Origin of the sequence: Shewanella sp. GutDb-MelDb (assembly GCF_002836075.1) — a bacterium.
Lineage (GTDB): Bacteria > Pseudomonadota > Gammaproteobacteria > Enterobacterales > Shewanellaceae > Shewanella.
In genome coordinates this window covers 23,199-49,502 of the sequence record NZ_PJBM01000229.1, presented here as the reverse complement: position 1 = coordinate 49,502, position 26,304 = coordinate 23,199, and the positions used below count along the sequence as shown (strand labels likewise).

At 44.8% G+C, this 26,304-nt stretch carries 22 protein-coding genes and 1 pseudogene; 4 read left to right on the top strand and 19 right to left on the bottom strand.

All coding sequences use genetic code 11. The annotated features are described in order from the left end of the window. Position 1: 1 nt before the first annotated feature. The 7 genes from mraY to mraZ are packed head-to-tail and all read right to left on the bottom strand — an operon-like array spanning position 2 to position 7,429. On the bottom strand, positions 2–1,084 hold the full coding sequence (mraY, locus tag CXF82_RS13185) for a phospho-N-acetylmuramoyl-pentapeptide-transferase (protein WP_102038614.1): 1,083 nt from the start codon (positions 1,082–1,084) through the stop codon (positions 2–4). Next, positions 1,084–2,451, bottom strand: coding sequence for a UDP-N-acetylmuramoyl-tripeptide--D-alanyl-D-alanine ligase (murF, locus tag CXF82_RS13180; protein WP_102038613.1), 1,368 nt, complete (start codon positions 2,449–2,451; stop codon positions 1,084–1,086). The genes mraY and murF overlap by 1 nt, the downstream gene beginning before the upstream one ends. Then, complete coding sequence (gene murE, locus CXF82_RS13175) at positions 2,448–3,929, bottom strand: UDP-N-acetylmuramoyl-L-alanyl-D-glutamate--2,6-diaminopimelate ligase (protein ID WP_257982786.1); 1,482 nt, start codon at positions 3,927–3,929, stop codon at positions 2,448–2,450. The genes murF and murE overlap by 4 nt, the downstream gene beginning before the upstream one ends. Beyond that, positions 3,929–5,665, bottom strand: a complete 1,737-nt coding sequence (locus CXF82_RS13170; RefSeq protein ID WP_101089375.1) for a peptidoglycan D,D-transpeptidase FtsI family protein — start codon at positions 5,663–5,665, stop codon at positions 3,929–3,931. Before CXF82_RS13170 ends, murE begins: the two co-directional genes overlap by 1 nt. After that, the gene (ftsL, locus tag CXF82_RS13165) at positions 5,662–5,976 is read right to left on the bottom strand and encodes a cell division protein FtsL (protein ID WP_101089374.1); all 315 of its coding nucleotides are present in this window, start codon (positions 5,974–5,976) and stop codon (positions 5,662–5,664) included. Before ftsL ends, CXF82_RS13170 begins: the two co-directional genes overlap by 4 nt. A gap of 8 nt (positions 5,977–5,984) precedes the next feature. Further along, positions 5,985–6,941 carry a 16S rRNA (cytosine(1402)-N(4))-methyltransferase RsmH gene (gene rsmH / locus CXF82_RS13160; protein WP_102038611.1) on the bottom strand — a complete coding sequence of 319 codons (957 nt, stop codon included), beginning with the start codon at positions 6,939–6,941 and terminating at the stop codon, positions 5,985–5,987. A gap of 29 nt (positions 6,942–6,970) precedes the next feature. Beyond that, positions 6,971–7,429 carry a division/cell wall cluster transcriptional repressor MraZ gene (mraZ, locus tag CXF82_RS13155; protein WP_101089372.1) on the bottom strand — a complete coding sequence of 153 codons (459 nt, stop codon included), beginning with the start codon at positions 7,427–7,429 and terminating at the stop codon, positions 6,971–6,973. A gap of 606 nt (positions 7,430–8,035) precedes the next feature. Between mraZ and CXF82_RS13150 the strand changes: the two genes are divergently transcribed. Then, on the top strand, positions 8,036–8,362 hold the full coding sequence (locus CXF82_RS13150) for a hypothetical protein (RefSeq protein WP_102044330.1): 327 nt from the start codon (positions 8,036–8,038) through the stop codon (positions 8,360–8,362). On the opposite strand, the gene glpK is transcribed toward CXF82_RS13150, so the two are convergent. The 6 genes from glpK to leuA form a co-directional block, all read right to left on the bottom strand. Beyond that, positions 8,359–9,840 (bottom strand): glycerol kinase GlpK, encoded by a 1,482-nt coding sequence (glpK, locus tag CXF82_RS13145; RefSeq protein WP_101089370.1) that lies wholly within the window; start codon positions 9,838–9,840, stop codon positions 8,359–8,361. The two genes, CXF82_RS13150 and glpK, sit on opposite strands and share 4 nt — an antisense overlap. A gap of 433 nt (positions 9,841–10,273) precedes the next feature. Then, complete coding sequence (locus tag CXF82_RS13140) at positions 10,274–11,587, bottom strand: outer membrane protein transport protein (RefSeq protein ID WP_102044329.1); 1,314 nt, start codon at positions 11,585–11,587, stop codon at positions 10,274–10,276. A gap of 510 nt (positions 11,588–12,097) precedes the next feature. Continuing rightward, positions 12,098–12,703 carry a 3-isopropylmalate dehydratase small subunit gene (gene leuD / locus CXF82_RS13135; protein ID WP_101089368.1) on the bottom strand — a complete coding sequence of 202 codons (606 nt, stop codon included), beginning with the start codon at positions 12,701–12,703 and terminating at the stop codon, positions 12,098–12,100. An 11-nt stretch (positions 12,704–12,714) separates the two neighbouring features. Next, complete coding sequence (gene leuC / locus CXF82_RS13130) at positions 12,715–14,115, bottom strand: 3-isopropylmalate dehydratase large subunit (protein WP_101089367.1); 1,401 nt, start codon at positions 14,113–14,115, stop codon at positions 12,715–12,717. Positions 14,116–14,117: 2 nt separating this feature from the next. Beyond that, a complete protein-coding gene (leuB, locus tag CXF82_RS13125; RefSeq protein WP_101089366.1) occupies positions 14,118–15,212 on the bottom strand; it encodes a 3-isopropylmalate dehydrogenase in 1,095 nt (364 codons plus the stop codon). Positions 15,213–15,283: 71 nt separating this feature from the next. Continuing rightward, positions 15,284–16,855, bottom strand: coding sequence for a 2-isopropylmalate synthase (gene leuA / locus CXF82_RS13120; protein ID WP_101089365.1), 1,572 nt, complete (start codon positions 16,853–16,855; stop codon positions 15,284–15,286). Positions 16,856–17,372: 517 nt separating this feature from the next. On the opposite strand from leuA, the gene CXF82_RS13115 reads away from it, so the two are divergent. Beyond that, the gene (locus CXF82_RS13115) at positions 17,373–19,121 is read left to right on the top strand and encodes a histidine kinase (protein ID WP_101089364.1); all 1,749 of its coding nucleotides are present in this window, start codon (positions 17,373–17,375) and stop codon (positions 19,119–19,121) included. A 10-nt stretch (positions 19,122–19,131) separates the two neighbouring features. On the opposite strand, the pseudogene recQ reads toward CXF82_RS13115, so the two are convergent. Next, a pseudogene (gene recQ, locus CXF82_RS13110) lies at positions 19,132–20,957 on the bottom strand (DNA helicase RecQ). Between the two features lie 173 nt (positions 20,958–21,130). On the opposite strand from recQ, the gene CXF82_RS13105 reads away from it, so the two are divergent. Both CXF82_RS13105 and rarD read left to right on the top strand, forming a co-directional pair. Then, complete coding sequence (locus tag CXF82_RS13105; protein ID WP_101089362.1) at positions 21,131–21,595, top strand: thioesterase family protein; 465 nt, start codon at positions 21,131–21,133, stop codon at positions 21,593–21,595. A 253-nt stretch (positions 21,596–21,848) separates the two neighbouring features. After that, positions 21,849–22,736: an EamA family transporter RarD gene (gene rarD, locus CXF82_RS13100; RefSeq protein ID WP_101089361.1), complete on the top strand. Its 888-nt coding sequence runs from the start codon at positions 21,849–21,851 to the stop codon at positions 22,734–22,736. Between the two features lie 70 nt (positions 22,737–22,806). On the opposite strand, the gene CXF82_RS13095 is transcribed toward rarD, so the two are convergent. From CXF82_RS13095 to radC, 5 genes are all read right to left on the bottom strand, one after another. Continuing rightward, on the bottom strand, positions 22,807–23,325 hold the full coding sequence (locus tag CXF82_RS13095; protein WP_101089360.1) for a PH domain-containing protein: 519 nt from the start codon (positions 23,323–23,325) through the stop codon (positions 22,807–22,809). Positions 23,326–23,402: 77 nt separating this feature from the next. After that, complete coding sequence (gene argA, locus CXF82_RS13090; RefSeq protein WP_101089359.1) at positions 23,403–24,722, bottom strand: amino-acid N-acetyltransferase; 1,320 nt, start codon at positions 24,720–24,722, stop codon at positions 23,403–23,405. Positions 24,723–25,017: 295 nt separating this feature from the next. Further along, positions 25,018–25,191: a 50S ribosomal protein L33 gene (gene rpmG, locus CXF82_RS13085; protein WP_101089358.1), complete on the bottom strand. Its 174-nt coding sequence runs from the start codon at positions 25,189–25,191 to the stop codon at positions 25,018–25,020. A gap of 6 nt (positions 25,192–25,197) precedes the next feature. Then, positions 25,198–25,434 (bottom strand): 50S ribosomal protein L28, encoded by a 237-nt coding sequence (rpmB, locus tag CXF82_RS13080; protein ID WP_101089357.1) that lies wholly within the window; start codon positions 25,432–25,434, stop codon positions 25,198–25,200. Between the two features lie 128 nt (positions 25,435–25,562). After that, positions 25,563–26,240 (bottom strand): RadC family protein, encoded by a 678-nt coding sequence (gene radC, locus CXF82_RS13075; RefSeq protein WP_101089356.1) that lies wholly within the window; start codon positions 26,238–26,240, stop codon positions 25,563–25,565. Positions 26,241–26,304 lie beyond the last annotated feature (64 nt).

The window sequence follows — 26,304 nt, the reverse complement described above, 5'->3', positions numbered from 1 at the left end:
ATTATCTAAGCTTCAATGTTGCAAGTCCTAGCAAAACTAGGAATAAGGAGATGATCCAAAAACGCACAATAACTCGTGGTTCGGGCCAACCTTTCAACTCATAATGGTGGTGTATAGGTGCCATGCGGAAAATACGCTGGCCCCTTAATTTGTATGATCCCACTTGCAAAATGACCGACACCGTCTCCATCACGAAAACACCGCCCATGATCACCAGTAGGATCTCTTGACGGACTAATACCGCGATTGCACCTAATGCCGCCCCAAGTGCTAAAGACCCAACATCGCCCATAAACACTTGTGCAGGGTAGGTGTTAAACCACAAGAATCCCAAGCCAGCACCCACGATAGCGGTACAGACAATGACCAATTCACCCGCCCCGGGCAGATAAGGTATATGCAAATAATTAGCGAATTGAACATGGCCAGAAAGATAAGCAATCAGTGCAAATGCAGCGGCAACCATCACTGTTGGCATAATAGCCAAACCGTCGAGTCCGTCAGTTAGATTCACCGCATTACTTGAACCGACAATAGTGAAATACACTAGCACGATAAAGAAGCCGCCAAGTTGAGGCATCACATCTTTAAAGAAAGGCACGACTAACTGGGTTTCACCCGCTAGATCAGCCGAAGCATAGAGGTAAACCGCAATAACAATGGCCGCCAGAGACTGCAGAAGGTACTTCCATCTTGCGATCAAGCCTTTAGTGTCTTTACGAACGACTTTGCGATAATCATCAATAAAACCAATGGTGCCAAAGCTTGCTAAAACAAACAGAACAACCCACACATAGCGACTACCCAAATCACCCCAAAGCAATACACTAATGAAGACACCTGCAAGAATAAGTAAGCCACCCATAGTCGGTGTACCACTCTTACTAAAGTGCGACTCTGGACCATCACTGCGTACGACTTGACCAATTTGCAATAACTGCAACCGCTTAATCATCTTTGGTCCCCACCAAAGACTAAACATTAATGCCGTCATCAAGCCAAGAATGGCTCTAAATGTGACATAAGAAAATACGTTAAACCCACTGTAAAATTGGGTTAAATACTCCGCCAGGTAAACCAGCATTAAACAAACTCCCCGCGACCAAAGGCCATTGTTAAAGCTTCAACTACACGTTCCATTCTCGCACTGCGAGAACCTTTGACTAATATGCTGATATCTCCAGGACGTTCATTAATATAAGTTATTAATTTTGCGACCAATTCCTTGATATCTTTATAGTGTGTAGCACCAAAAGCAACACTTGCACCTTCACTTAGCTCGCCAACACAAAACAGTGCATCAACACCTTTTGTTTTAGCTTCTTTACCTAGATCACGGTGCAAAAGGGCGGCATTGTCGCCTAATTCCCCTAAATCGCCCAGCACTAAACACCGATCCCCTTGAATTTTTTGCAGCCAGTCAATCGCAGCACCGACCGAAGCGGGGTTAGCATTATAACTATCATCAATAACAGTTACGCGGCCTAAGCTGGTTGGCAACATTCTACCTTTTACCGGTTTAAGTAAGCTTAACCCTTGGCAGATATTATTTAATGTCAGTCCCAACGCCAAACAGATACTTGTGGCCGCTAAAGCATTAAGCACTTGATGACGTCCTGCCAGCGGCAAAGCCACTGACTTATGTTGATCTGCATAGGAGATATTGAAGTGGTATCGACCCCCTTTATCAGCTTGTAATGCTGTTGCTTTAACCTTGGCGTCGGCATCAATCGCAAACGTCAGTTGCGCTAAATGCTTAGATGCTTCTAACATCACCGTCGCAAACGCATCATCAGCGTTGATAATCGCCGTGCCATCCGCGGCAACATGATTGAATATTTCTGCTTTGGCCTTAGCAACGCCAGCCAAAGAACCAAACCCCTCAAGATGTGCCGAAGCCACGTTATTAACCATCGCAACATTGGGCTTGACTAAGCTCGAGGTATAATCGATTTCACCAGCATGGTTGGCACCTAACTCAAACACACCAAATTGGTCTCCAACCTGCAAGCGTAATAGCGTCAGCGGCACGCCAATCTCATTATTAAAGTTACCCGCGGTATAAAGCACTTGATGCTGCTGAGACAGAATAGTCGCGACCATCTCTTTTACGCTGGTCTTGCCGTTTGAACCGGTCAACGCAACACAAATAGGCGCTAACCGTTGACGAACATACGCGCCAATCTCGCCCATTGCCCGCTGACTGTTTTCCACAATAATTTGCGACACCGCAATCGGCAATAAACGTTCAACCAATACCGCTTTTGCACCCAGTTCTACTGCTGATGCAACAAAATTATGCCCATCAAAATTATCACCTTTCAGTGCAACAAAAAGGGTTTTGTCACATACAACACGACTGTCGCTCGACACCTGTTCAACCGACAGGTCTTCACCGTGCAGTTTACCGCCGAGGTGCTGGGCTATTTCAGTCAGTGATAGCGTTATCATGCATTACCTTCCGCTATCGCTTGCGTAAAAGCTCGTTCGTCGTAATTCAATTTTTCACCATTAACTTCTTGATAGGTTTCATGTCCTTTACCAGCGATTAACACCATGTCACCCGCTTTAGCCATCGCCACAACCTCTCTGATCGCTGTTTTTCGATTGACTTGTGATTGCGCTTTTTGCGGTTCAGTAAATCCGGAAAATACATTCGCGATAATTTCTTCTGGGTTTTCACTGCGAGCATTGTCACTGGTCACCATCACGTGGTCGGCAAACTGTTCAGCACTGCGAGCCATCATCGGACGCTTACCAGCATCACGATCACCGCCACAACCAAACAGACACCATAGCTGCCCTTTACAATGCACTCTTAATGCCTGTAAAGCGTGCTCAATGGCGTCGGGCGTATGTGCATAATCAACCACTAAGGTAACCTTATTGGTCGTCGTAAAACGCTCCATTCGTCCTGCAACGGGGGTCAGCATGGCGGCGGACTTAACAAGGGCAGCCATATCTTCACCAACAAGATATAGCGCGCCTAATGCAGCCACTAAATTAGACAAGTTAAAGTCGCCCAGTAATGGCGACACCAACGTAGCTTCACCTTCAGGCCAAACGAGGATGCATGACACACCGCCATCATGATATTGACAATGCTTGGCGTAGATATCCGCTTTGGTATCACCTTTGATGCTGAAAGCTAATGTTTTAGACGCTGGTGTTTTAGCGGAAGATGTTTGTGCTAACCATGACGCGCCAGTTGCGTCATCACAATTAATCAGCCCTGCGCGTAAAGAGCTAAAATGAAAAAGTCGCTGCTTGGCCGCTCCATAAGCCTCCATCGTGTGATGATAATCAAGATGATCACGACTCAAATTGGTAAATACTGCAACATCAAACGGTACCGCTTCGACGCGGCCCTGCACTAAGCCGTGACTCGACACCTCCATCGCACACGTATCGGCATGGCTAATTTCAAAATCTTGTAACTGCTTAATAAGAGTAATGGCATCCGCTGTGGTATTGCCACTGTCGACTAGCTTGCCCCACAAGCCATTGCCTAACGTCCCCATTACCGCAGCTTGCTTATGTTGAAGTTGCTGTAACTGAGCAATTAACTGGGTGACTGATGTTTTACCATTTGTCCCCGTCACACCGATAATTCGTGGGCGTTGACTCGACATTGGGTAAGCCTGCGCTGCGAGCGCCGACACTTGTCGATTAAGCTGGAAAAAAGCAATTTCCAGCCCCATCTCGGAGGTAATATTGCCATGTTCTTCGGGAGAATCGGTATGCACCAACACTGCCGCTGCGCCCTTGGCAAAAGCGGCCTTAATATACTGTCGTCCATCGACCTGATAACCAGGTACTGCAACAAATAGATCTCCCACTTTTAGCGCACGGCTATCAAGCGTTAAATCATTAAATACGTCTCTTCCGGAATAGTGAAACCAAGGAGCAAGGAGATCTCGAATTAACATTATTCTGCATTCCTAGATAAAGCTGCCAAACGAACTTTCTCGCGGCTAGAAATTGGTTCTACATTTAACATCTGCAGCGCAGCAGACATTACGGATGCAAAGACAGGAGCTGCGATATCACCGCCATAATAGCGGTCGCCTTTAGGCTCATTAACGATAACTGCAATGGCAAGTCTTGGATTATGTACTGGAGCTACTCCAGCAAAAATAGCCACATAATCCTCACCATAGCCTCCGGCAACGGCTTTACGGGCAGTCCCCGTTTTACCTGCAACGGGATAACCTTCAATATGCGCTTTACGTGCCGTGCCGCCTTTCTCCGTTACGCCTACGAGCATCTCCATCACGCTCTGCGCGACTTCAGCGGATATCACTTGAGTACCTTCAGGTTTTTGCTTGAGTTTTAAGATTGAAACAGGATAAAGCACACCTTTACTGCCGAGAGTCGCGTACATTCTGGCGAGCTGTAAAGGGGTCGCCATTAAGCCATAGCCAAATGATAACGTCGCCCGCCCAAACTCTGACCAACGCCTACGGTCATGGATAAGACCCGCGCTTTCGCCTTCGAGGTTAATCCCCGAGTAGTTACCCAAGCCCATTGTTTGCAGAGAACCTAATAACTCTTGTACTGGCATTGATAAGGCTATTTTGCTCATACCAACATTACTGGAGTGAACAAGGATGCCGCTAAGAGAAAGATCACCATAATTACGCCCATCACGCACTATCTTGCCACCGATGCGTATACGACCTGGACTGGTTTTTATAATGTCGTCCTGTTTGATATAGCCTGCATCAAGTGCTGCAGCCACTACAAAAGGTTTAATGGTTGAACCAGGTTCATAGGCATCCGTTAAGGCGCGGTTGCGCATCCGATAGCTCTGTAAGTTCTCTCGAGAATTGGGGTTATAAGATGGCGTGTTGGCCATCGCTAGCACTTCGCCAGTATTCACATCCAGCACCACAATCGATGCTGAGGTGGCTTGATTAACTTCAGTGGCTTTTTTTATCTCTCGATATGCTAATTGTTGAATTCGCTGATCGATACTTAATACAAGATCATTCGGGCTTTCACCCTCTTGCACCATATCCAAACGCTCAACCACGTGGCCATCGCGAGATTTACGCACTTTCTGTTTACTCGGCGTCCCCGTTAACCAATCATTGTAAGTATTTTCAATACCTTCGATACCAAGATCATCAATATTGGTAATACCCACTAACTGTGCCGATATTTCGCTAGTTGGATAATAGCGACGCGATTCGGGCTTAAGATAGATTCCGGGCAGTTTGAGTTTTTTGATATAGTCAGCAACCGCGGGGGTGACTTGGCGTTTCAAATAGGTAAAGCGTTTACGCGGATTAGCTTGTACACGTTTGAGGATCTTATCTTTTGGCTCGTGCAGCACGTCAGCTAATGCCTGCCAGCGGCGCATATCAACGAAGCCATTTTCATCATGCACCACTTTAGGATCGGCATAAACCGCCTTAACGGGTACGCTGACCGCTAACATTTCACCATTACGATCGGTGATCAAGCCACGCTGTACTTCGCGGCTCGTTGTTCTTAACGTACGCATATCACTTTCATGACGCAGCTTTTCCGGCTCAATGATCTGAATATAAGCCGCTCGCCCAATAAGACTGCTAAATAACAAGCAAACAAACGCCACAACAACGTATAAACGCCATTGAATTAACTTTGGTTTCTGTTTGCGCTTTGCTTGTTTATTCATCGCACTCTTACTACTACCTCTTCTTTAGGTAATGGCCGCCTCATATTGAGCTCTTTGGTCGCCATCCGAGTTACCCTGCTATGTTCTGAGCGAGACTGCTCTTCAAGTAGCAGGTTTCGCCATTCAATATCTAATCGGTCTCGCTCTTGTAACAACAGCTCCCACTGACTAATGTATTGCCGACCTTCGTAACTGGTATACACCACAGCAATAGCATTAAGCATCACCAATAGTGCGACCACCATGACCCATTTGTGGTGCCACAAATCGAGCAGTACAATACGGGGCAGATTAAGCTGCGATTTACTCACCGTAGTCTTTACTGTTCGTCAATATCGTAGGGTAAGCGCTCGCCAATACGCAATACTGAACTGCGCGATCTCGCGTTACGTTCAACCTCTTCCACTGACGGTTTAATGGCTTTGCCTATGCCTTTTAACTTACGAGTTTTATTAATTTCTGCTTCGGTGATAGGTAGCCCATGTGGCACACTTGCCCCTTGACTGTGACGGCGAATAAAACGCTTAACCATGCGATCTTCTAATGAGTGGAAGCTAATCACTGATAGGCGACCTTCAGGTGCAAGTACTTTTAATGCCCCTTCAAGCGCTTGATCAATTTGTTCAAGCTCACTATTGATATAAATTCGAATCGCCTGAAACACACGTGTTGCAGGATGCTTATTACGCTCTTTATTTTTAGAAATACGTGCGATAAGGTCAGCTAACGCTTTGGTGCGTAAAAAGGGTTCTTTCTCTCGATCGGCCGCAATACAACGCGCAATATGTCGAGAATTTTTCTCTTCGCCATAGGTCTTAAATACCCATGCCATATCTTCAATTTCAGCGCGGGCAATCCATTGAGCTGCCGTTTGGCCTTGTGAGTTATCCATGCGCATATCAAGGGGACCATCGCGCAAGAAACTAAAACCACGCTCAGCGTCATCTAATTGAGGCGAAGACACACCAAAATCAAGTAATACACCATCGATTTTGCCTTTTAGGCCTAACTCTTCTACATATTCTGCTAACTGTCCAAAGCCACCATGCACAATTTGGAATCGACTATCGTCTTCAAACTGCTGGGCTGCAACAATAGCTTGTGGATCTCTATCGATAGCGATCAAACGACCATTAGGGCCTAACTGCTCTAGCACTTTTCTTGAATGTCCACCGCGGCCGAAGGTACCATCAATGTAGATGCCATCTTCCCGTATATTTAGGCCTGCGACGGTTTCTGTCAGCAAGACGGATAGGTGTTCAAATGATTGCGTCATGTTCATCTTCTATTGGTTAATATCACTCGTTAGAGCGAAAAGTCAGCTAAACGTGAGTTAGCTGCTAAATCTTCATTAAGAATCGCAATGCGACTCTCTTCAATCTGTTGCTGCCAAGCAGCTTCGTCCCACAGCTCAAACTTATTAAGCTGACCGACTAACATCGCCCGCTTTTCTAAATTGGCGTATTGACGTAAGGGGGTCGGCAGTAAAATTCGGCCATTGCCATCAAGCTCACATTCATGGGCATAACCAAGTAGCATGCGTTTGATCGCGCGCTCGGCAGGTTGTGTATCTGATAATTGGGATAATTTAGCGGCAACTTGCTCCCACTCTTGTATTGGATAGACCAGTAAACAAGGTGATTGAATATCGACAGTAATCACTAATTGGCTGTTATGATGGGCATGCAAAGACTCACGGTACCGTTTTGGTATCGCGACCCGTCCTTTAGCATCTAAGCTGATAGCACTCGCCCCAGAAAACACCTTAAGTCATCCTTGTTAAATTATTAAAATCCACAAATTTCCACATTTCCCCACAACAGCTAAGTTTAGGGACAGAATGCAAGAATTGTCAAGGATTCTGCTCTATTTAAAATCCAGTAACCAAGCGGGTTAGCAGCCAGTTTTCATCTAGTTGTAATCGAGTGCACAAATAGGGGATTTTGTGGGAGCTAGGTTATTCAAAATTTCTAATCAGTAGGAAAAACAGACAGTAGAGAGTAATAGAGTGGATCTGAGGTCGTACTTTAAGGATGTTTTTTCCCTACAGCCATTTATTAACGAAGCCTTAATTAGTCTATTTACCGAAGTAAAAGCCACTTTCAGAGAGCTGCAGATAAAATAGGGTTAACAATATTTAACCCATTACCATGCCTTAATCATAAATATCTTACAGTCAAACACAGAATCTGGTTGTCACCGTCAGGGATTCGAGCAGATATCAACGATGGTCAATACGATTAAAGCCCCAATAAGGTGGAGTCTTTGACTTAAACCATCACTCATTTCGAAAAACATCACCAACAGGCTAAATTTTAATCAGTAGCGGTCGATATATAAGGTATCAATAACTTACAAAGAGGGAGCAGTATGATCAGTTTAGACAGTGTTTACGCCATGCTTGCACGACCACCACTGCGTGAGATTAAACAGAAAAATGGTGTAAAGCCAGTAGATAATAGTGCCGCGATTGCAGCGGATAGTCATGAACAACCACAATCACAACTACCGCCAAATATAGAAAGACGTCAGTCTCGAGAGGAAAGACGTAAAAACCCACCCGGTCTTTATCAGCTAGAACCAACGTTAGAAAGACGTAAAAACTATGTCGAAGATAGGCGTGATGACGAAGAACGACACTCTCCAGCTGATAAAGAAGATGACTCGCCCTTTCCTCATATCGACATCAATATCTAACGTGTTCTAGCCACCGCTTCTTTCCAGCCATCATACAGAGTGGCTCTAGCAGCATCATTCAGCTGCGGTTTAAAACGTCGCTCTATGCCCGATTTATGCTTAAGCTCTGCTGTAGAACTCCAAAAACCGACCGCTAATCCCGCTAAGAATGCAGCCCCCATCGCCGTGGTTTCAGTTAACTCTGGACGCAACACTTCTACATTAGTGATATCGGCTTGAAACTGCATTAAAAAGTCGTTGGCAACCGCCCCCCCGTCCACTTTTATCTGCTTAAGCTGCACACCACTGTCTTTACTCATCGCATCAAGCAGATCTCGACTTTGGTAGGCAATGGCTTCAAGTGCTGCACGAATAATATGATTACGATTTGCACCACGTGTCAGCCCAACTAATGCACCTCGAGCGTCAGGATCCCAATACGGTGCACCTAATCCAACAAATGCCGGCACCAGATATACGCCATTGGTGTCATCTACTTTTGAAGCAAAGTACTCCGTATCTTGTGCATCTCGAATAAGACCTAACTCATCACGCAGCCATTGAATGGTCGCGCCCCCCATAAATACCGACCCTTCGAGCGCATAATTGACTTCGCCTTTAGCCCCGACCGCAATGGTTGTTAGTAAACCATGCTTTGACTTCACCGCTTCTGTGCCCGTGTTCATTAATAAAAAGCAGCCAGTACCATAGGTATTTTTTGCCATGCCTTCATCAATGCATAGTTGACCAAACAACGCTGATTGCTGGTCGCCAGCGATCCCTGCAATCGCAATGCTGCCGCCCTCGCCCACAATACGGGTGTGACCATAGATCGCTGACGACGGTTTGACTTCAGGAAGAATGGATCGTGGGATATTAAGTGCATTAAGCAGCTTTTCATCCCACTCTTGGCGATGAATATTGAACAATAACGTACGCGAGGCATTGGTTGGATCAGTGACATGCACTTTACCTTCGGTAAGCTTCCAGACTAACCAAGTATCTATGGTGCCAAATAAAAGCTCGCCTCTTTCAGCCCGCGCTCTTACGCCATCAACATTGTCTAGGATCCATTTTATTTTAGTACCTGAAAAATAAGGATCTAACAGCAAGCCCGTGGTATCTCTAACGTAATCTTCAAGCCCCTGTGCTTTCAATTCATCGCATATCGCTTTGCTTCTTCGGCATTGCCATACAATAGCGTTATAGACTGGTTTACCCGTTATTTTGTCCCAAATAACCGTGGTCTCACGCTGATTAGTGATGCCAATCGCTGCGACGTCCTCACTATGAATATCGGCTCTTGCCAATGCTTCTATTAGCGTTGAGCTTTGAGATGCCCATATCTCCATCGCATCATGCTCAACCCAACCCGGCTTGGGATAAATTTGCCCAAACTCTCGCTGAGAGCTCGCCACCATATTCGCGTTATGATCAAAAACGATGGTTCTAGAACTGGTAGTGCCTTGATCAAGCGCTATGACATATTTCTTTGACACAAAAAACTTCCTTATTGACGTGTATCTTGTAGCAGGCCGATTTCCGGTTGCACAATATGACTATTATCCGCCGACGTTTCACCCTTATAGCTCCTGGTGACCTTCATAACCGTGCTGACATCATTAGCAGAGCCAACCACTTGAGCCGGAGTCACTTTAGCATCGGTAAGTACTACAAATAATCTGCCATTGCCGCACCCAGTTCATTTTTTGATGAGGTCTACGTCAGCATTTCTGTACCAGAGAGACCAATGGCCCTTAGCATGAACCTTTAGACCAAGCACAAAGATAACTATTAGTCTTTTTTACCATGAAACTCATCTAATAATCCAACCCCAATAGAAAGTAAAAAGCCTCGCAATTGCGAGGCTTATAACGTTACAGAACAACACTCGCGTGTTGTAAGTGCCATGCTACTTACAATATTATGAGCTTAGAAGCGGTAACTTGTTTGAATACCGACTAACAAAATATTGCCGCTGGTCGTTCCACTAAAAGTACCACCAAAGTGTGCAGAAGAATCATCTGATGGGATACCAGGACGAGGTTCAACCACTGGAGATTCATCAGCAAAGATGTAAGTCAGGCCAAAGTCCATATCAAAGTTTTCACTAATGCGGTAACCCATACCCGCACTCAACCAGAGACGATCCATTTCTGGAATGGTTAGAGTACGGTTTGCATCAGATACTGCTGACTTGTCATATGCAACACCCGCTCTCATGCTAAGAGTGTCGTTTAACTGATAAGTGGTACCCAGTGCAAAACGGTAGTTGTCTTCCCAGTTTTCTTGCTTCACTAGTTGAGTCGGCTCAGATAGCGATGGAATAATGGCTTCAAGCTTGTCGAATGAACTCCAATCAGTCCAGTTGATGCTGGCATGGATCGCTAGCTTCTCACTGAATTGATGGAATGAAGCAATTTCAGCAGTTGCTGGCAATGACAGCTCCATAGAGCCCGCCATTTTCATGTTAGGATCCATAGGATTAAAGGCTAAACCGCCAGCTTCTCCTTCAAGGTTTTGATCCACAGCAGATCGATAGTTCAGTCCGATACGGTTATCGGCATTGATCTGCCAAGCACCACCAAGCTGCCAGCCCCAAGCAGTATCATCACCTTCCATGTATTTGAGCGTTGTTCCCTTCGGTACTGGCAAATTGCCCATAGGAGTAGGAAGAACGGTGTCAACTGAACTTTTCGCACCAATGCTGCCTTCGCCAATAACAAAGCGCACACCAGCACCAATACTAAATTGATCATTAATGCGGTAAGCCACATTCGGGTTAATTTCGATTGTGGTTACTGATGCTTCATTACCAAATTGAGTACCGCGAAAATCATCATCAAGCTCAGTCGCCATACCAAAGTTGCTGCCTAGCGCAAGACCAACAAACCACTGTTGGTTTATCTGATGAGATACATAGAAGTTTGGAATAACAGCATCGTCAGCGATATCTTTTGCAGAAGTAGGGTTAGTGCCATCGGTATAGGTCACTTCGCCGTTGATATCGATATTCGGCATAACCAAAATGGCGCCCGCCGTCATTTGAGTACCCGTTAAATAAGTCAACATCGCCGGATTACGAAACTGTGCAGCTGCGTTATCAGCCATTGCCGCTTCACCAGCAAACGCACGCCCAAGGCCCGTAGCTGAGTATTCAGCTAGCTGGAATCCAGCAGCTTGAACCTGTGTCACATTCCCCAAAAGTACCGTGCTAACGGCAAGTGTTAATAAACGCTTATTCATTTTTATTCTCTAATTATGTAATTACAACAAGTAGAGTAATCACTCCACTTTAAAGTGGAGCGGATTTTACAAGCACAGAATATCTTTACAAGCGTTTTAATAAAAACAGCATAAAACACCACCAAAAAGCGTTAAGTGCAGTGATAACCCATTACAGATCACAGTTTAAAATTTAAAACAGGATACAAACGCGCAGAAAACGTCGCTAAAGCAGACAAGTCAAAAAATAAAATCACATAAAAAGGCAATAATTACAAATGAATACTAACAACACAAAGAAAAACAAACGTACACTCAAAAAAACAAACTCTAGTAGCATAAATCACTACCTAAAAAGCAATGGATGCAAAAAGCCTTAAGCCAAAACTAAATAAACCCATAATTACAATGCGTTAACTGGTTGGTGGTAACATTTAAAACAAAAGCCATTTAGGTTTAAACCTAAATGGCTTTCTTAAAACGATACGCTGGTACAGATGTACGCTTAATAATCACATCTTCAGGCTTTAGTTAAACTCTCCATGCCGGTAAATTTGCTTCGTACGTTGCAATCGCATCAGATTGAGCTAACGTCAATCCAATCGCATCGAGACCATTTAGCAAGTTGTGTCTGGCAGACTCCGCTATTTGGAAGCTAAACACCGCGCCAGACGGCGACGTCACAGTTAATGCTTGCAGATCAACATGGACCTCGGCGCCTGGTTGCGCTTCAATCTCTGTGATCAATTGAGCAACTTCTGTTTCTGTTAACTGAACGGGCAATAAACCATTGTTGATTGAGTTGCCATAAAAGATATCGGCAAAGCTCGGGGCAATAATGGCTTTTAAACCAAAGTCAGCCAGTGCCCATGGGGCGTGTTCTCGACTAGAACCACAGCCAAAGTTCTCTTGCGAGACTAAGACAGAGGCCCCTTTATAACGGGGTTTATTTAAACTAAAATCAGGATTAGGCTCATTGCCGGCATCATCAAGATAACGCCAGTCATGGAACAGGTGAATGCCAAAACCATCGCGGGTCACCTTAGACAAAAACTGCTTCGGAATAATCTGGTCGGTATCAATGTTTGCGCTATCAATGATAACCGCAAGCCCTGTGTGTGCAATAAATGGTTGCATAACTTAACTCTCTAGTAAGGTTTACGGATATCAACAAAATGACCTGCAATAGCTGCAGCAGCGGCCATAGCGGGACTCACCAAGTGAGTGCGGCTACCTCGCCCTTGTCGACCTTCAAAGTTACGGTTACTCGTCGATGCGCAGCGATCGCCCGCTTCTAACTTATCGTCATTCATCGCTAAGCACATAGAGCACCCCGGTAGACGCCACTCAAAGCCAGCATCCAAAAATATCTTATCTAAGCCTTCCGCTTCTGCTTGCTCTTTCACAAGGCCAGAACCTGGCACCACTATCGCAGTCACGCCTTGGGCAACTTGACGCCCTTTAGCATGTACCGCAGCAGCGCGAAGGTCCTCAATACGAGAGTTAGTACATGAACCGATAAACACCTTATTAATGTCTACATCTGTCATTAAGGTGCCTGCGCTCAAATCAACATATTTAAGGGCTTTCTCGATACTTGAACGAACCGTTGAATTGATGGCATCAATTGGATTAGGCACCAATTGGTCAATCGCCACCACTTGTCCAGGGTTGGTTCCCCAAGTTAACTGTGGAGCAATATCGCCCGCTTCAAGCGTCACCGTCGCATCAAATACTGCATCATCGTCTGTTTTCAATTGCGCCCAAGCCGCAACGGCTTGCTCCCAATTGTCGCCTTTTGGTGCGAATTCACGACCCTTAATGTACGCAGCGGTGGTTGCGTCAGGGGCTATCATGCCCGCTTTGGCGCCCATCTCGATGGCCATGTTACACACGGTCATGCGGCCTTCCATGCTAAGCGCTTCAATGGCTTCGCCACAAAACTCAACCACGTAGCCCGTACCGCCGTCCATGCCAATCTTACCAATAACTGCCAATACGATATCTTTTGCGGTAATGCCATCAGCAACGTGGCCACGCACTTCAATCTTCATGGTCTTGGCTTTTAGCTGACGTAACGTCTGCGTTGCCATCACATGTTCAACTTCCGAGGTACCGATACCAAATGCTAACGCCCCAAAAGCGCCGTGAGTTGCAGTATGTGAATCGCCACATACAATCACAGTGCCCGGTAAGGTAATACCCAGTTCAGGGCCCATTACATGCACAATACCTTGGTTCTTATGATGAATATCATAAAGACGCACACCAAACTCTTTACAGTTGCGCTCCAAGGTTTGCACTTGAGTGCGCGCCATAATACTTAAGGCATCCAAGCTAGCACTGGTCGTTGAGGTGTTATGGTCCATGGTGGCAAAAGTTTTTTCTGGGGCACGCATTTTGCGACCCGCCACTTGCAAACCACTAAATGCTTGAGGCGAGGTCACTTCATGGACGAGATGTCTATCGACATAGATAATCGGTGCTTCACCTTTTGTCGCCACCACAATATGGTCATCCCATACCTTTTCATATAACGTCTTAGCCATTGTTAAACACCTTCTCTTACAAGCTGAGCAATATAATCGCCCATTTGGCGGGTTGATTTTGCATTGTGACGCTCCTCAGCTGGCAGTAATTCACCGGTTAAATAACCGTCACCTAATGCTTTACCTACCGCTAACTCTATCGCCGTTGCGGCTGCTTCTTGCTTTAAGCTATGGCGCAATAACAAAGCTGCAGACAAAATCTGCGCCACTGGATTGGCAATACCTTGACCCGCAATATCTGGCGCACTGCCGCCAGCGGGCTCATACAAACCAAAACCTGAACTGTTCATACTGATAGACGATAGTAAGCCCATAGATCCGGTTAGCATGGCTATCTCGTCAGAGATGATATCGCCAAATAAGTTAGAACAGAGCATCACATCAAACTCATTGGGGCGACGTAATAGTTGCATGGTCGCATTATCAATATAGATATGTTCAAGCTCAACATCTGGATAATCTTTCGCTACCGTTTCAACAACTTCACGCCATAACACTGAACATGCCAGCACATTCGCTTTATCAACGGAGGTGACTTTTTTACGACGACCTTGAGCGGTCTCAAAAGCAATTTTAGCAATACGGGTGATCTCTTTACGGCTATAACGCATGGTATCAAACGCTTCTTCGTTTTCACCTTCGCCCTGACGGCCTTTAGGCTTACCAAAATAGATACCACTGGTGAGTTCTCGCACGCAAAGTATATCAAATCCACGTGATGAAATATCACTGCGCAGCGGTGACATATGCTCAAGCCCAGCATGTAATTTAGCCGGACGCATATTACAGAACAGCTCAAAGTGACCACGCAGCGGCAATAATGCTCCACGCTCTGGTTGATCATTTGGCGCTAAGTGTTCCCACTTAGGACCGCCTACTGAACCAAAAAGAATAGCGTCAGCGGCTTCACAGCCTTTAAGAGTCGCCTCCGGTAACGGGCAACCTTGATTATCAATCGCGGCGCCGCCAACATCGTAGTCAGTATATTCAATAGAAAGAGCAAAGCGTTCCTCAATAGCCGTAAGTACTTTACGGGCTTCTGCCATGACTTCAGGACCAATCCCATCTCCAGCTAACACTGCTATTTGATAACTCATACGACAACTATCTCCTTTAAATTTTTCTTATATTCAAATCGGGTACATCAAACTATTGCTATGTTTAAAGCCTAAACACAGCCGAGTTCTTGCTTATTCTGTTTAATCTTCTGCTTACAATCAGCGACTTTATCGGCTCGCCAAGTAAGGTTCATTACATGAACTAATGCTTTAGCCGAGGCTTCAACAACGTCTGTGGCAAGTCCGACACCGTGGAAGTTCTGCTGACGATAACTGGCGGTAATATCGACCTGACCCAGTGCATTCTGCCCTTCGCCTTTCGCGCCAAGCTGGTAGCTAGTGATGTCTATCTCACAGCCACTTGCACGAGCAACCGCTTTATAAGCTGCATCGACAGGGCCATTACCAATAGCCGCTTCGGTAATCGTTTGACCATTGACTTCAATTTTAACGGTGGCTGTAGCGCTGCCTTCGGTAGAATCTGAATGCACCACTAACTGCTGCAGCTTAAAATGATCATCATCTTCCGCTTGTGCTTCCATAAAGGCGAGCGCTTCAAGATCGTAATCAAATACCTGGCCTTTCTTGTCCGCCAACACTAAGAAATCGTTATATAGCACGTCCATGTCGTAATCTTGCTCGCTATAACCGAGTTCACTCATACGATGCTTAATAACATGTCTTCCAGAGCGTGACGTCATGTTCAGATTGCTACGGTTTAAGCCGATACTTTCTGGTGTCATAATCTCGTAGGTATTTTTCGCTTTTAACATACCATCTTGATGAATACCGGAAGAGTGTGTGAAGGCGTTAGCGCCCACAATGGCTTTGTTTGCCTGCACTGGCATATTACAAAGCTGGCTCACCAAACTCGAAGTACGATGGATCTCTTTGGCATTAATGCCTGTCTCTAGACCCAAGGTGCCTTTACGGGTCGACAAAATCATCGCGATCTCTTCTAACGAACAGTTACCGGCACGCTCACCAATACCGTTGACGGTACACTCAATTTGGCGGGCACCGTGCTGCACTGCAGTTATAGAGTTAGCCACCGACAAACCAAGGTCGTCATGACAATGAACCGAGATAACGGCTTGGTCGATATTAGGTACTCGGTTAAACAAGGTTTGAATAATGCCACCGAATTCACTCGGTACGGTGTAACCGACAGTATCAGGAATGTTTATGGTGCGAGCACCAGCCTTAATGGCCTCTTCAACCATTCTGCAAAGGTTATCAATAGGGGTTCGACCAGCATCTTCACATGAGAATTCAACATCATCGGTAAAGCGGCGCGCATACTTAACAGCAGCCACTGCCATTTCCAATACTTGATCAAAAGAACGCTTAAGCTTACTTTCAACGTGAATGGTTGAGGTTGATATAAAGGTATGGATACGGAACTGATCAGCAACCGATAAGGCTTGTGCGGCTGCATCGATATCTTTTTCTAATGCCCTTGCTAGTGCACAAACACGGCTATTCTTTACCGTTCTAGCAATCGTCTGCACCGACTTAAAATCACCCGGTGATGACACCGGAAAACCAACTTCCATGATATCAACGCCAAGACGTTCTAAGGCCAACGCAATTTGAAGCTTTTCTTTAACCGTTAAACTAGCAGCTAATGCTTGCTCGCCATCACGTAGTGTCGTGTCAAATATAATCACGCGGTTAGACATCTATTATCTCCATTGAACTTCAAACGTTCAGTTATGCTTTCAGGCAATTTAAATACAAAAAACCCCGCGTATTATGCGCGGGGTTTATAAATGCTGGCTTTCTCAAGCGTGTAGCACTATATCCGCCGCGCAGTGACTGCGAGAATGAGAATGAGGAGTCGGAATAGTGTGCTTGTGTGTTTCATCAATGATTATTCATCTTTATTAAATAAATATTCCAGCATGAGTTGCTGACAGAGTTAATTTTTAACGCGACCAGCCATCTGTGTCAAGTCTAAATTGCTCAACTTCAGCATTTAACAAGCCTAACATTGCTTACGCAAATGACAATAGCGACACTTAAAGTCAACAACAAACACTATCTCGAGATATTATTGCTAAGCAGCACCGAAAATAGAGTGATGTCGCAATATTCTCAACTGTTCAGCTTTTTTATGCATATTTTTAGATAAAATGGTTATAATAGCTCCGTTCTGCTAATGGAAAGCGGATTGAAGAGTTACCACTGGAGCTAAAAATGGATTTTAGGATCATCGTTCTTTGTCTGGCATGCTGGGTTTCGCCAGTATATGCGGGCACGTTAGAACAACTTGATCAATTAAATACCCTTGTATTTCAATATCCAAGTCAAGCATTGTCAGAGATTAATACGCTCGAAAGTCACTTTGAGGGGGTAGTAAGATCAGACTCTATATTAATGCGCTTAAGTGCGCTTAAATGTGAATCCTATATTCAACTTGGCGAAAATGCGGCAGCAGTCAATCTCGCACGTTTAAGCGAAGCTAGGGCAAAACAATTAGGACTTGAACAAGCTCGGCCCTACTTTTTAAACTGTATGGCGCAAGCTTATGCAAACTTCGGTGACTATCAACAAGCATTACCGCTGTTATACTCCTCTATTTCATTGTCACGTCAGCTAAAACAGCCTCAAGCGTTGATAGGTGGCCTCTGGCTAAGAAGCCTGCTTAATGCCAATGTTAATCACAACAACGCGGCCATTGAAGATCTACGATTAGCCCTCGATATCTATCCAGACATTACTCAACAAAAACAAAAATGGACTTGGCCGCCTAAAGGCTACCTATACACATCAATGGCCAAACAGTTAGCGGAGATAGGCGAACAAAAAGAGGCAGAGAAAAACTTGAAAAAAGCCTTGAATGAAGAGACAACACAAGGAAAAGTTTTACTTTTTATTGCGCTCGATATGGCAAGATTCGCCCAGCAAAATCAACAACCAAACCTGCGTAATAAGTATACTCAGATAGCAAGAGTCAAGCTCGCCGAGTTAAGCACACCGTTGGAGCTTGCGATTGCTTACAAAACAATTGCACTTATTGATTTTGACAGCGGGAAATACAGTAGCGCAGAACAATTATTAAACCTCAGTTTAAGTACATTTCGTAAGGAAGCTGATGCTATTAACACCATTAGTGTTTTATGGCTAAATGCCCAAGTTAATCTAAAGCGGGATAATGAAGCTGCGGGTTTGACACTAATGGAACAAGCAATATCATTGGCGAAGGACAATGCTCGTTACTCAGATTTAAAGAATTGCTATGCCACTTTGGCGACTTACTTTGCAGAGCAGGGAAAGTTCTCACTCGCGTATCAATATCAGCTTAAACAATTAGAGGCTCTCGAAAATGAAACGCTATCGATTAAGAATATTTGGTTATCTCAGCTAAAGGCAGATTTAAGCCGTAAAGAGCAGATAACCCCGCCAACACACTCCCTTATCACGGCAACAACATCCAATGGGATAATGCTCAGTTCTTTTTTCCCTATCGCGTTAGTGATCGTCAGTTTGGTTATATTCATCACTTGGTACCAAAGAAAACTACCGCAACAAAAACAAACTGAACACCTCGTAGTCAATCTTGACACCAAGATGGATAAGAAGAAATCTCTTGAAGATCTGCTCAATATCAATAAACAGGCTGGCTACCCTTTGTCCTTATTAGTCTTTAATCCCAAGCATATTATTGCTGCTGATGTGCCGATTGTTATAGAACAACTACAAACAAAGTTGCGGGAACAAGATGTGTTATTACAGCAATCTGATCAGCAGATCATCATCATGCTGCCGCATACATCAGAGCAGGGTGCGATGAATGTGATTAAGCAGCTATCGAGTACCATTTCAGTGTGGCAAGAAGAGAGCAAAGTCAATATTGGCCTAGCATCTATGCAACAGTTTGATGATCTGCATTCAATGATAAAGCGAGCCAATATTAACCAACTGAGAAAGCTAAAAACGAACTAAACCAAGCTCATTATCCTTCGGCTAAGTAGTTTTCAATCTCATCTAAAAACTCACCACCAAAACGTTCTAATTTTCGCTCACCAACACCATTAACCGCCAGTAACTCAGCGGGACTGGTGGGTAAAATAGAGGCCATCTCAGCTAAAGTGGCATCGTTAAACACCAAATATGGCGGTACATCTAGCTCCTCGGCCATGGTGCGTCTCAATAACTTAAGCCTGGCAAAGAGTTTACGATCATAATTGATTGGCGCTTTAGGATTATGGCCACGGCGCTTAGTGGTTTGAATGACGATTCTTGGCTCAGCCAGTAATAACTCAACTTCGCCTTTTAATACCGTTCGTGCTGAAGGGTTAAGGGTAACCGAAGAGCCACGAGTGATATCTTGGTTAGCAAGCCCTAGATGGATAAGCTGACGAATGACACTTAACCAATGTTCATGGCTTTTCTCTTTACCTATTCCCCAGGTCGAAAGTTTGTTGTGCCCCCGCTCCATCACAGTGGCCGCTTTAGAACCTCTCAGCACTTCAATCAGGTGGTTCACACCAAAACGTTGCCCGAGTCGATAAATGCACGACAGCACTTTTTGGGCATCTTGAATGCCATTGTATTTTTTCGGTGGGTCCAAACAAATATCACAGTTACCGCATGGCTCTAACGCGCTTTCATCAAAATAGTGCAGCAAGACTTGGCGACGACATGTCTGCGCCTCAGCGAAGGCAGCCATAGTGTTGAGCTTATGAAACTCTACCTGTTGCTGCGGCCCAGGTTCCGATTGATCAATAAGATGCCTAACTCTACCGATGTCGGCAGGGTCAAATAACATCAGCGCTTCGGAGTCGAGACCGTCTCGACCTGCTCGGCCCGTTTCTTGGTAATAAGCTTCAACGCTTTTAGGAATATCGTAGTGCACCACGTAACGCACGTTAGACTTATTGATCCCCATGCCGAAGGCCACGGTTGCCACGACAATATCCAGTTGATCTTTTAGAAAGCGATCTTGCACATTAGCTCGCTCTTCTTGAGTGCGACCAGCATGATACGCTTCAGCCTGATGCCCCTGCAGGCGCAAACGATCAGCCACCTCGTCCACTCGGCGACGACTGCTACAATAAACGATGCCACTGTTACCATTTTGCGCATCAATAAACTGCCGCAACTGATTAGCCGCATTGAGCTTTTCAGCGACGGTATAGCGAATATTAGGTCTATCGAAGCTCGTCAGTAGCGAGAATGGCTTTATCGTCAATCGCTCACAGATATCCACCCGTGTGGCATTATCTGCCGTGGCGGTTAATGCCATGATAGGCACCTGAGGAAATTGCTGCCGTAATCGGCCAAGCGCGCTGCATATTCAGGTCTAAAATCATGGCCCCATTGCGAAATACAATGCGCTTCGTCAATGGCGAATAAAGAGATATTTAGCTCATGGAGCCGGTCGATAAAGCTTGCTTGCAGTAATCGCTCAGGTGAAACATAAAGTAATTTTAGCTCGCCATAACGCATCTGCTGCAAAATCTTTAGGCTCTCTTCCCTAGGTTGAGACGAGTTAAGATAAGCAGCGGCCACGCCAGTCTGAGTCAGGCTGTCGACTTGATCCTTCATTAACGATATCAGTGGTGACACCACTATCGTTAAACCTGAAAGTTGCAATGCCGGCAGCTGATAACACAGGCTTTTACCACCGCCAGTAGGCATGATCACTAAGCAGTCTTGTCCAGCGCAGATCTGTTCAATGACTTCACGCTGACCGTCTCTAAACGTGCGATATCCAAAGACAGACTGAAGGCTTGCTGATAACTGATCGACCGGTTGTTCGATTGCCACCTTATCCATAGTGAACCTGTGTTAAATATAAGGCCGACCATTCTAATGGAGCGAACTGCCGTTGTCTCTCCCCAAACGGTTTATCGATTGAAATTTAAACTTGCAACACAGGCTCCATTAGCGATAGATTAAATGCTCTAACACTAAGCGATTGATCCTAAAAGAAACAAGCAGGGAGCAAAATGAGTAATATTATTCAACAAGAAACATTACGCAGGGTCGCTGAGGTGTTTGACCAACATGTGCCGTTTCACAACTTACTCGGCATGGATATCAAACGTTATGATGTGGAAGGCGTTGAAGTTGTCGTCAAAATGAAGCCCGAATTGATTGGTAATATCCATCAGAAAATATTGCATGGTGGCGTTACGGCAACCGTGCTTGATGTTGTTGGCGGATTAACGGCTTTTTCTGGCCTAGTCGCCAGCCGTGATGACTGGAGTATCGAAGAGTTAGAGAAACGTATTCAAACCTTAAGCACCATCGATCTTAGAATCGATTATTTACGTCCAGGACGTGGCGAGATTTTTACCGGGACTGGTACCGTCATTCGCGCAGGCAATCGAGTGTCAGTTTCCAGAATGGAACTGCATAATGAAAAAGGCGATCATATTGCTTTCGGCACAGGCACTTATATGGTTGGCTAATCGAGACGAACGCATAATAAGCGATAGTGAAACGGCACTCATCGCTTTACGCTAACAAACATGACCGACTCAATACCAAACTCACGATAGCCATTTTTTTAAAAATGCTTATATGTCGCACTCTGCGCTCATGTGGCAGCATTTCTTTCCTCACTGTCACACGGCAGTGTGTAGATAAACACTTCGGCGAACTTGAGTCTGCGCCACTACGAGATTACAATTACGCCCTACTCCCTCTTTTTAGCACATTCTAATGCAAGATATTGAACACCGTAAAGGCATCACATTTGCCATTTGCGCCTACACCCTATGGGGCTTCGCTCCGCTGTACTTTAAATTGCTAACTGATGTGTCTGCAACTGAGATATTGTTGCACCGTGTACTTTGGTCATTTGTTTTTGTAGCGTTATTAATGAGCTTGTTTGGCGGCTTTAGTCGTGTCAGACAACTATTAAAAAAGCCTAAACAATTAGCCGTTCTGTGTATCACCTCATTATTAATCGCCGCTAACTGGCTGCTGTTTATTTGGGCGGTGAATAACGACCATATGCTCGATGCCAGTTTAGGTTACTTTATTAACCCTCTGGTTAATGTATTTTTAGCCATGCTTTTTCTCGGTGAGCGTTTGCGCAAACTGCAGTGGGCTGCGGTTTCTTTAGCCGCCATTGGTGTGTCGGTACAGCTAATTTCGTTTGGATCTATTCCACTAGTATCGCTTGCCTTAGCAGGCTCTTTTGCTTGTTATGGATTGCTGCGTAAGAAAGTCAATGTCGATGCAAAAACGGGCTTACTGGTTGAGACCGCGATTTTGATGCCAATTGCGCTGATTTATCTATTAAGCAATATGGGTGATTCAATGACGCATCTGTTGAACAATGACATGCATCTCAATCTTTTATTGCTCGCAGCCGGTGTAGTGACGACGGTGCCACTATTGTGTTTTTCGGCGGCGGCAGTGCGGATCCCATTCACCATGCTCGGATTTTTTCAGTACATCGGACCCAGCATCATGTTTATTCTTGCAGTAAACTTGTTTAACGAGCCCTTTGATATAGAAAAAGGCATTACCTTTGCCTTTATTTGGGCAGCACTGGCCCTGTTTACTGTCGATATGTTCTATAAGCGAAAGCAAAAAAAGTAGGCTTTAAAAATACTAAAAAAGCGAACCCTTAAGGTTCGCTTTTTACGTAATAGGTTTAGCTATACGAGGCTTATTTGATAGCACTTAACAGCGCATCAGGCTGCGCTATGCTCAGTAGTATTGAGTAGCCTCTTAACGTGGGGATCACCACCACGGTGTCGGTCTCAGTTATCGCCACAAATGCCTTTTGCTGATCTGACAATCTAAACCATCCGAGCTGAAAACCAGGCATGCCCACACCGTTAACGCGAAGATCGGGTTTTAAGCTAAGATCAGCTCCTTGTTGCCAAGCTAACTTGCGGATCTCTAGCTTATTAACATCTTCAATCGGTAGGGTAAAACCATAAAAAGGCACATCAACCGTTACAGAGTCTGTCGTCAGAATGAGCTTGGCATCATTAACGCTATACAGCATCCAACTAAACGCACCTACCATAGGTAGCAGTACCGCTGCTATTACCACCTTGCTGGTTTGCGGCAGTGCCTTATAGTAGATGTAAATGCCCAATCCAATAAAGCCGACCAGTAAGGCAATAAAGCTCCAGTTACCTGTCGAACTGAGTGGCGCAAGATCAAAGCTCTGAGTCATAGGACGTTCTCATTAATACAGTCGCTCTATCCTTGGCCACTAGACGCACTAGGTCAAGATGAACTTGGCGCAAACACTTATAAATCTAATGCTAGGATCTTAGATTTACGTTGATAGTTATACAGCTGCTTCTTTTTCCCTGGTAGCTCATCGACTTCAACAATCGTAAAGCCATGTTCTAAAAACCAATGAATACTGCGAGTCGTTAACGCAAACAACCGTGAGTAACCCCTTACCCTTGCTTGGCTAATAATATTTTGCAGCAACAGACTGCCACGATCAGCATCTCGGTATTCTGGATGCACCACCAAACAGGCGAACTCCCCCGCGTTGTCCTCTTCAAAAGGGTAGAAAGCAGCGCAACCAATCACTAAACTATCGCGCTCAATCAGCATAAACTGCTCTATCTCAACTTCGAGCTGTTCACGCGAACGGCGCACTAAAATCCCTTTTTCCTCCAGCGGTCGGATAAGATCTAAAATGCCACCGATATCCCTGATAGAAGCACGACGCAAGCGCTCTGCACTTTCTGTCACAATTTGCGTTCCGATACCGTCCCGAGAAAACAGCTCTTGTAGCAGCGCACCATCATCTAAATAACTGACAAAATGACAACGACTCACGCCATTACGACATGCATCAATACTGGCTTGTAAAAATGCCTTGGTCCCTAAACAGAGTGGCGCTTGCGCTGGCAAATTATTGAGTATGCTTTGGGCATCAGTCGGCATCAATTCAGCAAGGACGTCTCCATGCTCATCCATAATGCCTTTATGCGCGCTAAAGCCAATCATCTTGTCAGCTTTCAACTTAACCGCAATTTGCGTCGCAACCTCTTCAGCCGTTAAGTTAAAGCTCTCTCCAGTGACTGAGGCTGCTACAGGGCCTAATAAAACGATGCAGCCACTGTCTAACTGCCGTTTGAGTCCGTGAGTGTCAATCCGTCGCACTCTCCCGCTAAGGCTATAATCCACACCATCTTCAACCCCTAATGGCTGCGCAATAACAAAATTGCCACTGACCACATTAATTTGAGCGCCCTGCATGGGAGTATTACTCAAACTCATCGACAGCCGAGCCGTGATATCGAGTTGCAATGCACCAACCACCTGTTTAATCACTTTGAAGGTATCTTCTTCAGTGATCCTCACACCATTGTAATACTCAGGGGTTAGGCTGTGCTGAGCGAGTGCTTCATCGATTTGTGGCCGAGCGCCGTGAACCAGCACAATCTTGATCCCTAAGCTATGCAGCAGTGCGATATCATTAATAATGGCTTTGAACTGCGGCTGCGCAAGCGCTTCGCCGCCAAGCATAACGACAAATGTTTTACCTCTATGCGCATTGACATAGGAAGCTGAGTGACGAAAACCATCGACAAGTTCTGTAGTACGCACGCTAAATCCACCTTATAGTCTAAATAGACAGTCGCAACAATCTGCATCATTGATAAACACTAATGATGATATTGCATTTTAATTCATTTAAACAGCATTTATTTTCACTTATTAATATAAAATAATATTGTTAAGCATGTGAATTTAAATGGTTGAAGCCTATAAAGCTAATGATGGCAGAAATGAATAGTCAGTCGTTGTAGCGAGAGAGGGGATTATCGAGGGTATATACGGATTTTAAGAAAAAAAAAAGCCTCTAAAAATAGAGGCTTTTTAAGATGCTAAAAGTAAGTTACTACTTCATTTTAGCTTCTTTGTAGATAACATGCTGACGAATAACTGGATCAAATTTCTTGATTTCCATTTTTTCAGGCATGTTACGCTTGTTTTTTTCAGTCGTGTAGAAATGACCAGTTTTAGCGCTAGATACTAGCTTGATCTTCTCACGATTACCTTTAGATTTAGCCATGGTTTATTATACCTTCTCGCCGCGGGCACGAAGTTCAGCAACAACAACTTCAATACCTTTCTTATCAATGATACGCATACCCTTAGTAGAGATACGTAGCTTAACGAAACGTTTTTCAATTTCTAACCAGAATCTGTGATTCTGTAGGTTAGGTAAAAAACGACGTCGCGTAGAATTCTTCGCGTGCGAACGGTTGTTACCAACCATTGGTTTCTTGCCAGTTACTTGGCATATTCTTGACATGTCAAACTTCTCCAAAACAATATATATAACGCTCGAGCATTAATGTACCTCGAACACGGCCGTCGCCTGAGGCACACAACAGAGGGCGCATTTTATACAGGATCTAAAATAAAAGATCAAGGGTTAGATTAATCTATCCACCCTCGTTCAGCGAAAGAAACTATCTCTCGATCGCCTACAACCATATGGTCCAACAAGGAAACATCGATAGTTTGTAGGGCTTGTTTCAATCGCTCAGTAATTCGTCTGTCGGCTGTACTTGGCTCTGCAACTCCAGAGGGATGATTGTGACACACGATCACAGCCGCAGCTTTTTTCTCAAGCACCAAGCTCACCACATCTCGCGGATAAACTGACGCAGAATTTATTGTGCCTCTGAATAATTCAACGAATTGAATCACCCGATGTTGACTATCTAACAGTAAGACAGCAAACACTTCGTAGGCACGATCCCCTAATTGTCTCATTAAATAGTCTCGAGTTAAATCAGGATCCGATAAAATTTTGCCTCTTTTTAGCTTTTCTTTCGAAATTCGCTTACCGATCTCTACAGCAGCCTGCAATTGAGCATACTTAACTGGACCAATTCCATCTAAACGGCATACTTCTGCTTGAGACGCTGTCAACAAGCTTCTAAGCCCTCCAAACTCGGTTATCATAATACGAGCTAACTCGACGGCACTTAAGCCCTTAAGGCCAACCCTGAGCAATACTGCAAGTAACTCTGCATCCGATAGTTGCTGTGCACCATTAAGCAGTAGCTTCTCTCTTGGTCCTTCGCCTTGTGGCCAATCTTTAATTCCCACAATAACCTCCTTGTTATTATTTAACATTGAGTATGGTCGAGAATTTGCTAACTTGTTCATCAAC